The organism is Cohnella endophytica (genome assembly GCF_003628305.1).
Taxonomy (GTDB): Bacteria; Bacillota; Bacilli; order Paenibacillales; family Paenibacillaceae; genus Cohnella; species Cohnella endophytica.
Window position 1 is genome coordinate 317,371 of sequence record NZ_RBZM01000005.1, and the last position, 13,525, is coordinate 330,895.

Below are 13,525 nucleotides of genomic sequence, written 5' to 3' on the forward strand. Positions count from 1 at the left end.
AGCGAATTGCCCTTCTCTTGTCGCAGCGAGTTTAAGCGGGTTTGCGCGTCGTTTTCTTGCCATCGCAGCTGAACAGTATTTTTTTGTCGTCACATATCGTTTCCAGATGTACGTTCTTCCCCCATAGCTGAACGAGATACGGAAGGGTACGTTCTACGTATTTCAAGTCTAATTCCGTTCCCTCGTACCGATGCAAGACATAGAGCTCGCCGTTTCGTTGATAGTCCCCGTCCGTCACGACAAGATAAGGAAACCCCCCGTTTACGCGCGAGAACACCATTTGATCGCGTATTTTTTCCCACGCTTTCTCGGTAATTTTCCACTCTTGGCCCTTTTTCTCGAAGATATACAGGTCCAATTCCTCCGTTAGTTCCTTCGTTAAATAATTGCGAAGGAAGGAAGGATCGGAATCCACTTCGCGTACCTCGAATATTTTTTCTTGTCCGAATCGTTTCTCGATATCCTCGAATATTTTTAATCCCAAATAATAAGGATTCAGCGAATGTCGCGAAGGCTGAACGACGGCGGAATTCAGCTTCGCGTACTCGATCGTCTCATCGCTAGTCAGCGGGAGCTCCCTCATGATTTTCTGGTGCCAGTAGGAAGCCCAGCCTTCGTTCATGATTTTCGTTTCGATCTGCGGCCAGAAGTAGAGCATTTCCTCGCGTAGAATGCTCATAATGTCGCGCTGCCAATCCTCCAAATGGGGGGAGAACTCCTGAACGAACCAAACAATATCCTTCTCCGGAGAAGAAGGGAATTTGCGCGGGTCGACGGTTTCCTCCGCAGGGGCATTGCCTGAATTGCCTTTCTCGTAGTTTTCCAAATTCCACAAGTCCTCGTATGGGGAAGAGGGTCGTGCGGACTGGCGATCGTTGGCTTTGTCCAGTTTGCTGAGCAGCTGCGTACGGCGTTTCTTATCTAAGCCCTGAGGCTTGTGAATCGAGGGGTCGACGTGTTCTTGAATCGCCATGACCGCATCCAGGAAACGTTCGACCTCGGAAGCGCCGTATTCGATTTCGTATTGGCTAATCCGTTCGGCGGCGGCGGACATGCTCTCCACCATGTTGCGGTTGGAAGCGGAGAAGCGGGCATTATTCTTGAAGAAGTCGCAGTGAGCGAGCACGTGAGCGACGATCAGCTTGTTCTGGACGAGCGAGTTACCGTCGAGAAGGAAGGCGTAGCAAGGATTGGAGTTGATGACGAGTTCATAAATTTTGCTTAAGCCGAGATCGTACTGCATTTTCATCCGGTTAAACGTCTTTCCGAAGCTCCAATGGCTGAAACGGGTCGGCATTCCGTACGCCCCGAACGTGTAAATGATATCGGACGGGCAAATCTCGTAGCGCATCGGATAGAAGTCGAGCCCGAATCGTTCGGCGATATCCGTGATGTCGGCGATGGCGTTTTCCAGTTCAACCCGTTCCTCATCTCGTTGCATACCGAGCCAAGCCCCCTGTCGGATTCGAAGATTTTACCAACCTATGTATATGTGTGATTCGCGGAGAGTGTGACAATTCGTGCTGCGCTATCCGATTATTCTTAATTGAATCAAACCCTAGGGGGTATGTTGACAAAAGTGAGCACGCCGTTTATGATATTCAACATACCCCATACGGTATATGCGTGCAATTAAACATACCCTATTGGGTATATGAAAATGAATGGAGAGGTGCACACAGGATGCAGACGAAAGGTTGGACGAACGTTAAGCCGGAGACGGTCGAACAATGGATCGGACGAGAAGAGGTCCAGATGATAGATGTTCGTTCAGTAGGCGAATACATGGAAGGTCATATCCCGGGCGCGAAGCTGATCCCTCTGGACCAATTAGACGTTAGGACTTTCGAGATCGATAAGAACCGCGAGATCGTTTGCGTTTGCCGTAGCGGCAAACGAAGCGCGAGCGCTTGCGAATATCTGGCGAGCCTAGGATTCTCGAAAGTCATGAATATGGACGGCGGCATGTCCGCTTGGTCGGGAGCGATTTCAACCCAATAAGGAGGAAACAACAAAATGACGACTTTTAGCGCGAATCAGGTACTGGATTGCAAAGGCTTGGCTTGTCCGATGCCGATCGTCAGGACGAAAAAAGCGATGGACGGGTTGAAACCCGGCGAGGTCATCGAAATGCAAGCGACGGATAAAGGCTCTTTGGCGGACATTCAAGGCTGGGCGAAGAATACGGGCCATTATTATCTCGGCACGTTGCACGAAGGGGCTGTTCTAAGGCACTTCGTTCGCAAAGCGTCGGCGGAAGAGGAGAAAGAGGACGCGACATACGGCCGATCGATCAACAACGAGGAATTGATCGCGAAGCTGGACGCCAAAGACGCGATCGTTGTCCTTGACGTACGGGAGCCCGCGGAGTACGGATTCGGGCACATTCTCGGAGCAGTATCGATACCGCTTGGCGAATTGGATAACAAACATGGAGAGTTGTCGAAGGAATCCGAAATCTACGTCGTATGCCGCACGGGCAAGCGCAGCAATTACGCCTGTCTCCACCTGAACGAGAAGGGTTTTAACGTAACGAATGTCGTACCGGGCATGTCAGAATGGAACGGGCCGAAGGAGGAGAAATAACGATGACCACAACGACGAAAGCAAACGCGATAACGGCAAGGGAAGTAACGAGAGCGATTATCGAGAGCAAGCCTCTATTTATACTCGACGTTCGCAACACGTCCGATTACGACGATTGGAAAATCGAAGGCGGAATCGTGGGTAGCCTAAACGTTCCTTACTTCGATCTGATCGACGGCGTCGAGGAAGTGTTGCCTAAGCTTCCGAAAGACCGCGACATTCTCGTCGTCTGCGCGAAGGAAGGCTCGTCTATATTTGTGGCGGAGCAGCTTGGAGAAGCCGGCATCGAAGGCGTACGTTATCTCCAAGGCGGCATGAAAGCTTGGAGCGAATACTTGGAGCCGGTTAAGGTCGGCGACCTGAAGGACGGCGGCGAACTGTACCAGTTCGTACGGATGGGTAAAGGTTGCTTGTCCTATATGGTAGTGTCCGAAGGCGAAGCGGCCGTCGTCGATACGCTGAGGATGACCGACGTGTTCGAAAAATTCGCGAAGTCCAAAGGCGCGGTCATCAAGCATACGCTTGACACGCACTTGCACGCGGATCATATTTCCGGCGGACGCAAGCTCGCCGAGCAGAGCGGAGGAACGTACTGGCTACCGCCCAAGGACGCCGACGAAGTCGTATTCGAATATCATCCGCTTGACGAACAAAGCCGGATCACGGTCGGACGCACGGAGCTTTCCATTCGTCCTGTATACTCCCCGGGGCATACGATCGGCAGCACCTCGATCGTCATCGACAATCAATATTTGCTGAGCGGCGACATTTTATTCGTCGAATCGATCGGCCGACCCGATCTTGCGGGCAACGCCGGCTCTTGGGCCGACGACTTGAGAAAAACGTTGTATTCGACGTACAAAGAGCTTTCCGGCGATTTGCTCGTGCTGCCTGCCCATTTCGGCAAGACGAGCGAGCTGGGAGAAGGCGGCCGGGTAGCGGCTCGCCTGGGTGATCTGTACGAGTCGAATCCGGGACTTAACATCGCAAGCGACGAAGAGTTCAGGAAGACGGTCACGACGAATTTGCCGTCGCAGCCGAACGCTTATCAAGAGATCAGACAGACGAACATGGGCCGCATCGTGCCGAACGACGACGAGCAACGCGACATGGAAATCGGACCGAACCGCTGCGCGGTTCACGACAAATAAGGAGGACGAAAACAATGAAAATCGATGTACAAGTAGACGCGAAAGGGCTAGCGTGCCCGATGCCGATCGTAAGAGGGAAAAAGGCGCTGGACGCCATGCAATCGGGACAATTCATGGAGCTTTTCGCTACGGACAAAGGTGCTTTGAACGATTTTCAAGCTTGGGTGAAATCGTCGAAGAACGAATGGGTTTCGCATGAAGAGAAAGACGGCGTGCACAGGTTTGTCATCAAGAAAGGGTAAGCGGAGGTCAAGTCTTCCGCTATCACACAAGGGGGAATAGCGCGTCATGCATATGGAGTTCGGTTTAATCGTTCTGTTGTTCGCGATCGGATTCATAGGTTCGATGATTTCGGGCATGGTCGGCATCGGGGGTTCGATCATTAAATATCCGATGCTGCTCTACATTCCACCCGCTTTCGGCTTCATTGCGTATACCGCGCAGGAAGTATCGGCCATTAGCGCCGTGCAAGTGTTTTTCGCCACGCTGTCCGGCATGTTCGCCTTCCGCAAGGGAGGGCTCATCAACGGCAAGCTTGTCCTGTACATGGGCGTGGCGATCGTGATCGGCAGCTTCGCGGGCGGCTACGGCTCCAAGTTCCTGTCCGACTCCGCGATCAATTTGACTTATGCGATCCTTGCGCTGATCGCCGCGATCATGATGTTCCTTCCGAAAAAAGGCAAGGACAACGGCGACTATAGCAAGCTCGAATTTAACAAGGTCGTTGCGTTCGCATTAGCCGGCATTATCGGCATCGTCTCCGGGATCGTTGGAGCCGCAGGGGCGTTCATCACCGTTCCGGTTATGCTCGTCATCCTGAAAATTCCGACGCGGGTAGCGATCGCTTCGTCTCTGGCCATAACGTTCATCTCGTCGATCGGGACGACCGCCGGCAAGGTCATGGGCGGACACATCCTGGTCGACCCATCGATCATCATGGTTATCGCGAGCTTGATTGCGGCTCCGCTAGGAGCAATGATCAGCAAAAAAATGAACACGAAGGCGCTGCAATGGATTCTGATCGCGCTGATCGTAGCAACAGTCGTAAAAATATGGCTCGATATTTTATCTAAATAAGATTAGGGAGGATGCAACGAAATGGAAAGAGAAAAATCGACGATCGTCCTGTTCAGCGGCGATTTGGACAAAGCGATAGCGGCGTTCATTATCGCGAACGGGGCGGCTGCATACGATCACGACGTGACGATCTTCTTCACCTTCTGGGGATTGAACACGATGCGTAAGGAAGAAGTCGTGAAAACGAATAAAGGCATGCTCGAGAAAATGTTCGGCTGGATGATGCCGAGAGGAGCGAACAAGCTCGGCTTGTCCAACATGAATATGCTCGGGATGGGTCCGAAAATGATCAAGCACGTTTTAAAGAAACATAATGCGCTGACCTTACCTCAGTTGATCGAGCTCGCGCAAGAGCAAGGCGTCAAGCTCGTGGCGTGCACGATGACGATGGATTTGCTCGGGTTGCAGCAGGAAGAGCTGATCGACGGCATGGAATACGCGGGCGTAGCCGCTTATCTCGGAGACGCGACGAATGCGAAAGTGAACTTGTTTATCTAAAGGCGGAAGATGCACGTCCTTATTTTTTGGTCTATACTATACCTATCTAGGTATATAAAACGATAACGACGCAAGGAGGCGGAGCGAGAATGGCGTACGAATACAACGATGAGATCAAAAAACGGCTGCGGAGGTTGGAAGGTCAAGTTCGAGGCGTACTGCGGCTGATGGAAGAACGCAAAGACTGCAAAGATGTCATTACCCAGTTATCCGCCGTTCGCAGCGCGGCCGACAAAGCGATCGCGACCATCGTGGCCGAAAATTTGGAACAGTGCATCATCGAAGAAAATCAAACGGGCGGGGATACGAAACGGATGGTCAAACAAGCGATCGAGCTTCTCGTTAAAAGTCGCTGACGATTTCGGTATCCGCGAATGAAGACGAAGGGAGATGCGCACGATGAATACGACAACCGTTGTCGGTCTTTTGCTAATCGTCGCGATCGCGATGCTCATCGTTCGCGGACGCAAATCCGCGGGCGGTATGGCGAACTATACCGCCGAGCAATTCGGCGATAAGTTGAGGGAAAAGCCAGAACCGATGCTCGTCGACGTTCGCGAGCCGGCGGAATTCCACTCAGGCCATTTGCCGGGGGCTGTGAATTTGCCTCTGTCGGGATTGAAGGGCTATCTTAGCAAGTTGCCCAAGGATCAAGAAATTTTACTGTATTGCCGTAGCGGAATGAGAAGCAAGCGGGCGGGTTCGATCATTCGCGGTTACGGAATCGAGAAGATCGGCCACCTGCAAGGCGGCATTGTCTCATGGTCGGGCAAGCTGATTCGGTAACGCGATGGGAGGACATATGCCGCATGGAATTTCATTACACCGTCGAATCCAGCCAAAGCTTGGACGACACGATTGTCATGCTTGAACGCGAGCTTGCGGAGCGGAAATTCGGCGTACTCTGGCATTTCGACCTCGCGGCGAAGCTGCGGGAGAAAGGGCAAGCGATCGCGGGAGAGTATAGAGTGTTGGAAGTGTGCAATCCCGCGGAAGCGGCGAACATTCTCGGGTTGAACGAGCTTGCGGGTTATTTCCTGCCTTGCAAGATCGTCGTTTACGGGATCGAAGGGAAGACCCGCATCGGTTTACCGAAGCCGACAGTGCTCATCGGGGTGCTGGGAGACGACGCTTTGAAGTCGATCGCGGATCACGTCGAAGCGACTTTAGTGGAAGCGATAGATCGTTGCGTAGCGCAATAGATTAATGTAATGGGTAGAGAAACGGCCTGAATAAACGTTTGTAAGCCCCGCGCGACGGATTGTCGAGCGGGGCTTTTCCCGTGCCCGAAGCGCAAAGGAATTGAGGCGGGATGGTTGCGCTCGGGGAATGAGCATGATACAACATAGAATACGAAGATTTACTGTTGGGAGTGGAGAAGGTGCAGAACGAATCGATTACGCCTCGCGAAGAAGAGGAGATGAGGCTGCTCGTCGTGCTCGAGCAGGTCGGCAAGCGGATGCGCAAGGAGCTGGCCTTACTCGGAGATCGCCGGGAAGACGTCGTCGGGTTCCGCCAAGAATTCTGGGATGACGTGCGGATGAATTTCTCCGATTCGACGGAAGTCGGCGAGACGTGGAGCAGCATCATGCAACAGGTTGAATTGCTGGCGGAACGCGAGCGAAGCCATAAGGTCGCATCCGAAGCGGTCGAGCGATTAACCAAGCAGTTCGATTCTCCGTATTTCGCGCGAATCGACTTCGCGGAGCAAGGCTCCGGCCCGGAAGTCATCTATATCGGACGTTCTTCCTTAGTAGGCGAAGACGGAGATACCTTCTACGTGTACGATTGGCGCGCTCCGATCTCCAGTCTGTTCTATGACCACGAACCGGGTCCCGCCGCGTATCGCATCCCGGACGGGGAGATGAAAGGCGAGCTCTTGCTAAAACGTCAATTCGTTATACGAGGCGGGCAACTCAAGCATATGTTCGATACTTCGGAGACGGTTGGGGACGAAATTCTGCAAGCCGTCTTGTCCGAGGGCTCGGATACGTCGATGAAGAGCATCGTAGCCACGATTCAGAAGGAGCAGAACGGAATCATTCGGGACGAGAAGCATAAGCTGCTCGTCGTGCAAGGCGCCGCGGGTAGCGGCAAGACGTCCGCGGCGCTGCAACGGGTCGCTTATTTGTTATATCGTTTCCGCGAAACGTTAGGGCCGGACCAGATTATTTTGTTCTCTCCGAATCCGGTGTTCAAAGGATATATATCGCGCGTATTGCCCGATCTAGGGGAAGCCAACATGCGTCAGATGACGTTCCGCGAGTTGATCGAGGCACGTCTCGGGCGGCGTTACGAGGTCGAGGACTTGTTCGCTCAGACGGAAGCGCTGGCCGCCGCGGAAGGGACTCCCGAAGGGGAAGCGCGCGAGCGTTCGGTCCGATACAAGGGTTCCGAGCACTTCTTCATTACGGTCGAAAGGTATTTGAAACGGCTCGAGCAAGAGGGAGTCCGATTTCGCCCGTTAAGATTCCGCGCGATGACGATCGCCTCCGCCGCGGAAATATCCGAGCAATTTTACGGGATCCGCGCTTCGGACGGTTTCGGCACGAGGGCGGCGACCGTTAGGAGATGGCTTCTGGAACGGATTCGACAGTGGGTAGATTCGCAGATCGGCGAAGCCTGGGTGGAAGAAGCGGCCGAACTCGTCGACGGCGAGGATATTCAGCGTGCCTACGTAGACGTTCGTCGTCGCGGCGGGTTCCATGACGAGGCTTTCGACGATGAAGAACAGATGGGAGAACGTCTTCGCAGGCGGGTTGCCGAAGATGCCGTCGCTCCGCTGGTCAAGGCGGTTAAGAGTTATCGGTTTATCGATGCGGTCGCGATCTATCGGGAGTTATTCGAGAGCCGTTCGCTGTTCGCTTCATGCTCTCCGGACGGGAAGCTGCCGCAAGGATGGGAATGGATGCTGCAACGAATCGAAGATACGATCGGACGCAAAACGATGGATCATGAGGACGCGACTCCGCTTATGTATATTTCGGAGGCGATGGAAGGCTTCCGCAAGGTAGAGGGAGACATCCAGTACGTATTCGTGGACGAAGCGCAGGATTACTCGCCCTTCCAAGCGGCTTATTTGCGTCGCCGGTATCCGAGGGCAAGATTAACGGTGCTTGGCGATTTCAATCAAGCAATCTACGTCCAGTCCCAAGAAAGCGGCGGCTTCGGGGGATGGACCCGTCTTATGTCTCCGGAAGTGACGTCCGTGCTGCGGCTGACAACGAGTTATCGTTCCACGGAGGAGATCGTGGAGTATACTAAAGGTATTCTGGCACCGGAAGACGCGGCAAGCATTACGCCGTTTCATCGTAGCGGGGAATCGCCGATCGTCGTGGCTTGCGACGATGGCGGCCGATTAGGCGAACGGATTGCGCTCGATATCGAGGAGATGCTGGGTCGCGGTTACGGCACGATCGGCGTCATTACGAAGACGGCGCACGAAACCGGCAATGCCGTGGCGCTGTTGAAAGAGCGATTGCCCGACGAAGTGCCCGTCACGCTCATTACGGGAGGCGCCGCGGAATTGCCGAAAGGCGTGTCCGTGTTGCCGTCCTATTTGGCGAAGGGTATCGAATTCGACGCCGTGCTCGTCTGGGATGCTTCCGAGGCGCGTTACGGCAAAGAAAAGGATCGTAAACTGCTGTACACGGTTTGTACGCGAGCCTTGCACGTCCTGCGCATTTATTATACTGGCGAAGTCTCAAGTTGGCTTCCCCGGCAAGGGGGTTGACGGATGAATCCGGCGGCTATAGAAGCCTTAAAGACATATTACGGTTACGACCGATTTCGAACGGGACAGAATACGCTGATCGAAGCGATAATGTCCGGCAAAGACGTACTGGGGATCATGCCTACCGGAGCGGGCAAATCGATTTGTTATCAAATTCCGGCTATTCTGCTTCCCGGAGTTACGCTCGTCGTTTCCCCGCTTATCTCGCTTATGAAGGACCAAGTGGATGCGCTGAATTCCGCCGGCATCGAGGCTACATTCATTAATAGCTCTTTGTCGGTCAAAGAAACGAACGAGCGGATGCGCAACGTTGCGGCCGGCCATTACAAGCTGCTGTACGTCGCCCCGGAACGGCTCGAATCGGAATACTTCCGCGAGCTCGTGCGCAAGCTCGAAGTCCCGCTTATCGCGGTAGACGAAGCGCACTGCGTATCCCAATGGGGGCATGATTTCCGTCCTAGTTACATGACGATTACGAGATTGCTCAGAGATATCGAACCGAGACCGGTCATGGCCGCTTTCACGGCGACAGCCACGGACGTTGTAAAGGACGATATCGTTGAGCGGCTGAGGTTGCGTGAGCCCGTTAGGGTGACGACCGGTTACGCCCGGGACAATCTATCGCTGTCCGTCGTCAAGAATGCCGACAAGCGGGATTACGTTGCGCGCTTCATCCGTGAACATAAGGATCAGGCGGGCATCATCTACGCGTCGACCCGTCGCGAGGTGGAGAGCGTGTATTCGTTCGTCCGTTCGTTAGGGGTTCCGGTCGGGAAGTATCATGCCGGACTTCCGGAAGAGGAGCGGGCGATTACTCAGGATGCGTTCCAGAAGGACGATCTTCAAATCATCGTCGCGACGAACGCGTTCGGGATGGGGATCGACAAGTCCAACGTCCGCTTTGTCATCCATAACAATATGCCGAAAAACCTTGAGGCGTATTATCAGGAAGCCGGGAGGGCGGGCCGCGACGGAGATCCGGGCGAATGCGTGCTTCTATTCTCGCCGCAGGACGTCGTGACGCAGAAATTTTTCATCGATCAGAGCGAAGCGGGCGACGAAAGGAAAACGAACGATTATCGCCTGTTGAACGAGATGGTCCAGTATTCGCATACCGGGGAGTGCTTGCAGCAATCGATCGTTCGATACTTCGGCGAGGACAACGCGCAGCCTTGCGGAATGTGCGCCAACTGTACGGATACGCGCGAGCGGAGAGACGTTACGGGAGAGGCGAAGCTAGTCTTCGCCTGCATTTCCGAGATGAAGCAACGCTTCGGAGTTACGCTGACCGCCAAAGTTCTCCGTGGCGCCAACGATGCGAAAATACGCCAATTCAACTTCGACAGGTTGCGTTCGTACGGCATGTTGAAGCAGATTCCGGAGAAGCAGCTCACGCAGCTTATTCATGCGCTAGTAGCGGACGGTTATTTGCGAATGACGGATTCGGCTTACCCGGTCGTGCAATTGACGGAGAAGGTACTTGGCGTAATGCGAGGGGAAACCGAGGTTTACTACAAGGTCGAACCGGAACAAGCTCCCGTCTCGCGGAGCGGCAGTCGGTCTTCGAGATCGGGAGGCTCCGGCTCTTCGTCCGGAAGTGGTTATGTGGCCAATCCTGAGCTGTTCGACGAATTGAGAAGGCTGCGCAAGCGGATTGCCGACGATGCGAACCTGCCGCCGTTCGTTATTTTCCACGATGCGACTTTGCGGGAGATGTGCGACGCGATGCCGAAGACGGAACGCGCGATGAAGTCGGTTAAAGGAATCGGCGACGCAAAATACGAGAAGTATGGACGAGCCTTCCTGGAACTCATTCAACGTTATTAAAAAGAGAGCTGTCCCATCGGTCGACAACGACCAATGGAACAGCTCTCTTTTTTGAAATGACCTCAAGCGTACTTGATCTCGACCGGCACGATATTCGCATGCTGGGGATACCACTTGGGAATCCCGAACTTCTTCATGTAACCGAGTACGTTGAGATGGTCGGCGACGCTTCGTTCCTCGTTCATCTTCTCGAGCAGCTTCCAGCAAGCGATAACATCGTTCAGAGATCGGTGGGCTCCGTCCAGGACGATGCCGTAACGGTCGCACATTTCTTTGAGGTTATGCGGGTATGTATGGCGTTCGCGGGCGATCGTCAGCGTATCGAGAAACGAATTGGAAAAGGACCGGTTCGCTAACCTTAGCAAGGTGTGATGAAGAAAGCTTAAATCGAACATCGCGTTATGGGCGACGATAATGCTGTCTCCAAGCAATCGATTAAGAATCCGAAACGCGGTTTCTTCGTCCATTCCGTTTACGAGATCGCCGGAAGTAATTCCCGTTATTTCGGTAATCTTGGGAGGGAGGACGCCATCGAAGCGGATTAGCGTACTGAATTGACTCACGATCTCTCCGCCATAGCAGCGAATGGCGGCCATCTCGATGACGCGGTCGCGCGATGGATCGAGTCCGCTAGTCTCGAAGTCGAGTACGGTTATGTTGTCTAGATTCATGGGATGATGCCTCCTTGAAGTTAATTCGTCCGGTATACGTATGGATCTTTGGGAGCGGGGATCGAATTCCAAGACGTAACCCGAAGCACGGGGATCGTCTGCTTGAAAGGTTGATAGAGCTCGGATGTCAGCTTGCCCGTCACGTGAACCCAATCGTCGTCGTGCAGCTTCGTGCCGCCGGGGAATTCGACCAGCATTCCGAACACGCCGGAATCGGCCGCGCAGTGGATGAAGCCGAACCGGAAGACGAAGTAGTGTTCTCCGTCTACTTGTTCTCCTTTGTAAGCAAAGCCGTCGAATGAAATCGTCCTGTTCATGAAATCTCCCGGAAAGTTATAAATAACCTCCATTCCCTTCATATACGACACATCGTCGAGCAGGATCTCCCTTAGTCCGGCGAATTCCGCCAACTCCTTGTTTTTAACCTTTTCGTAGCCTTCTTTCCCATAGAACACGCTTGAATCCGGTTTGAGGAATTGATGCTGGCCCGGATTCTTATCCGACATGGAATCATCCATCGAAGGGAAGGAGAAGCCTTTCGCTTTGACGAAACTGGAATCCAGCGTCTGAACGGGCAAGAAAATACCCGTGAAGATCGGGAAGCTCAGGATGACGTATCCGATCGCTCTTTTCCATCTGTTGGATGACCCATGGGAGTGGCCGAAGTGATCGTGGTCATGGTTATGCGAGTGATTGAGATCATGTTCATGATGGTGATCGTGATCGTGTTCGTGATGCTCATCATTAGGTTCGGCAGCGGTCTGAAGTCTCTTTTTCTCCGCTTGCTCGATCCGATACATGCGAACGACCTCGATAGCGCTGAGCAAGAGGAGCAACACGATGGCGCTGACCGACAAGTAAGCATAGCGGGTATTTATATATTTGTTTAACTGGCCCTGAAAATGAATGAGAGAGAACATGAGAGCGAAGCCGAACAAGATGTAAAATCGGATCATTAGACGAACCTCCCGACGATTAAGGAACCGATTAGCGTAAATACGGTTACGAGCGCGATCAAAGCGAAGACGAATTTACCGCGGAACGCGGCGAGCAACATCAACGTGTTCTTGATGTCGATCATCGGCCCGTATACGAGAAAGGCGGAGATCGAACCCATCGAGAACGTGCTGCGGAAGGAGGAGGCGATAAAGGCATCCGCTTCCGAGCAGAGCGACATCGTGAAGGCCAGCCCGATCATGACGAGAGATGACATGAGGGGATTACTTCCGAGATGCAGTAAAGACGACGTCGGTATAAACGTCTGCATGCTAGCCGCTATGAAGGCGCCTAATACGAGATATTTACCCACGGAGAAAAATTCGTCGACGGAATGCAGAAGCACATGGCCCAGACGCGGAAGGAGCGGATCTTGCTTGACCGTGACCGTCGGTGAATGTTCGGCCGTGGCCGCCACTTGCTGCTCGTTAACGCGGAGCGGAACGACCGGGAAAAGGATCGCCACGCACATTGAGACGGCAAGAGCTACCGCGAAAGCCATTCCGGAACGGATCAAGACAACATGCCAATCGTTGCCGAAGGCGATATATGTAGCGAACAAGACGATCGGATTAATGATCGGTCCGGTCAGCATAAACGCGATTCCCGCGTTTAAGGGAACCCCCTTGTTCAGCAACCTTCGGGTGATCGGCACGATGCCGCATTCGCACGAAGGGAACAAGATGCCGACGCTGCATCCGAACAGGGAGGCTAGAAATCGGTTTCGCGGCATAATGCGGGCGATCCATCGTTCAGAGATGAAAGATTGGATGACTCCCGAGATAAGCACGCCAAGCAGCACGAACGGGATGGCTTCCATGATCATGCTTAGGAAAATCGTGTTGAGTTGAAGAAAAGTTTTCAAGATGCACCCGCCGTTAAGGAGAAATTGATAAATCTACGAATCTACCTTATCACATCGACGTCGCGAAAACCTTAAAAGAGTGGCAGATTTATTGTCATCGAATTGGCAATACGGATGCAGG

At 53.3% G+C, this 13,525-nt stretch carries 15 protein-coding genes; 11 read left to right on the forward strand and 4 right to left on the reverse strand.

Going from position 1 to position 13,525, the window contains the following annotated elements:
• Nucleotides 1-31 precede the first annotated feature (31 nt).
• The gene (locus D7Z26_RS11620; RefSeq protein WP_120977046.1) at nt 32-1,441 is read right to left on the reverse strand and encodes a SpoVR family protein; all 1,410 of its coding nucleotides are present in this window, start codon (nt 1,439-1,441) and stop codon (nt 32-34) included.
• A 242-nt stretch (nt 1,442-1,683) separates the two neighbouring features.
• Here D7Z26_RS11620 and D7Z26_RS11625 point away from each other — a divergent pair, with 242 nt between their 5' ends.
• The 11 genes from D7Z26_RS11625 (at nt 1,684) to recQ (ending at nt 10,872) form a co-directional block, all read left to right on the forward strand.
• Nucleotides 1,684-2,001, forward strand: coding sequence for a rhodanese-like domain-containing protein (locus D7Z26_RS11625; RefSeq protein WP_120977048.1), 318 nt, complete (start codon nt 1,684-1,686; stop codon nt 1,999-2,001).
• 15 nt (nt 2,002-2,016) lie between these two features.
• On the forward strand, nt 2,017-2,586 hold the full coding sequence (locus D7Z26_RS11630; protein ID WP_120977050.1) for a sulfurtransferase TusA family protein: 570 nt from the start codon (nt 2,017-2,019) through the stop codon (nt 2,584-2,586).
• A gap of 2 nt (nt 2,587-2,588) precedes the next feature.
• Nucleotides 2,589-3,737, forward strand: a complete 1,149-nt coding sequence (locus D7Z26_RS11635; protein ID WP_120977052.1) for an MBL fold metallo-hydrolase — start codon at nt 2,589-2,591, stop codon at nt 3,735-3,737.
• Nucleotides 3,738-3,751: 14 nt separating this feature from the next.
• On the forward strand, nt 3,752-3,979 hold the full coding sequence (locus D7Z26_RS11640; protein WP_120977054.1) for a sulfurtransferase TusA family protein: 228 nt from the start codon (nt 3,752-3,754) through the stop codon (nt 3,977-3,979).
• A 46-nt stretch (nt 3,980-4,025) separates the two neighbouring features.
• Nucleotides 4,026-4,814, forward strand: a complete 789-nt coding sequence (locus D7Z26_RS11645; RefSeq protein ID WP_120977056.1) for a sulfite exporter TauE/SafE family protein — start codon at nt 4,026-4,028, stop codon at nt 4,812-4,814.
• Nucleotides 4,815-4,835: 21 nt separating this feature from the next.
• Nucleotides 4,836-5,312, forward strand: coding sequence for a DsrE/DsrF/DrsH-like family protein (locus D7Z26_RS11650; RefSeq protein ID WP_120977058.1), 477 nt, complete (start codon nt 4,836-4,838; stop codon nt 5,310-5,312).
• Between the two features lie 89 nt (nt 5,313-5,401).
• Nucleotides 5,402-5,668 (forward strand): metal-sensitive transcriptional regulator, encoded by a 267-nt coding sequence (locus D7Z26_RS11655; RefSeq protein WP_120977059.1) that lies wholly within the window; start codon nt 5,402-5,404, stop codon nt 5,666-5,668.
• Nucleotides 5,669-5,711: 43 nt separating this feature from the next.
• The gene (locus D7Z26_RS11660) at nt 5,712-6,098 is read left to right on the forward strand and encodes a rhodanese-like domain-containing protein (protein WP_158602277.1); all 387 of its coding nucleotides are present in this window, start codon (nt 5,712-5,714) and stop codon (nt 6,096-6,098) included.
• 23 nt (nt 6,099-6,121) lie between these two features.
• A complete protein-coding gene (locus tag D7Z26_RS11665; RefSeq protein ID WP_120977064.1) occupies nt 6,122-6,514 on the forward strand; it encodes a DUF302 domain-containing protein in 393 nt (130 codons plus the stop codon).
• A gap of 179 nt (nt 6,515-6,693) precedes the next feature.
• Nucleotides 6,694-9,045 carry an RNA polymerase recycling motor HelD gene (gene helD / locus D7Z26_RS11670; protein ID WP_120977066.1) on the forward strand — a complete coding sequence of 784 codons (2,352 nt, stop codon included), beginning with the start codon at nt 6,694-6,696 and terminating at the stop codon, nt 9,043-9,045.
• 3 nt (nt 9,046-9,048) lie between these two features.
• Entirely contained in the window at nt 9,049-10,872 is a 1,824-nt protein-coding gene (recQ, locus tag D7Z26_RS11675) for a DNA helicase RecQ (protein ID WP_120977068.1), read from the forward strand.
• A 62-nt stretch (nt 10,873-10,934) separates the two neighbouring features.
• Here recQ and D7Z26_RS11680 read toward each other — a convergent pair whose 3' ends face one another.
• From D7Z26_RS11680 to D7Z26_RS11690, 3 genes are read right to left on the reverse strand one after another with little or no spacing between them, the layout of a single operon-like run.
• Complete coding sequence (locus D7Z26_RS11680) at nt 10,935-11,543, reverse strand: 3'-5' exonuclease (RefSeq protein WP_120977071.1); 609 nt, start codon at nt 11,541-11,543, stop codon at nt 10,935-10,937.
• Between the two features lie 20 nt (nt 11,544-11,563).
• Nucleotides 11,564-12,499 carry a TIGR03943 family putative permease subunit gene (locus tag D7Z26_RS11685; RefSeq protein ID WP_120977073.1) on the reverse strand — a complete coding sequence of 312 codons (936 nt, stop codon included), beginning with the start codon at nt 12,497-12,499 and terminating at the stop codon, nt 11,564-11,566.
• Entirely contained in the window at nt 12,499-13,365 is an 867-nt protein-coding gene (locus D7Z26_RS11690; RefSeq protein ID WP_233566889.1) for a permease, read from the reverse strand. Before D7Z26_RS11690 ends, D7Z26_RS11685 begins: the two co-directional genes overlap by 1 nt.
• Nucleotides 13,366-13,525: the final 160 nt, after the last annotated feature.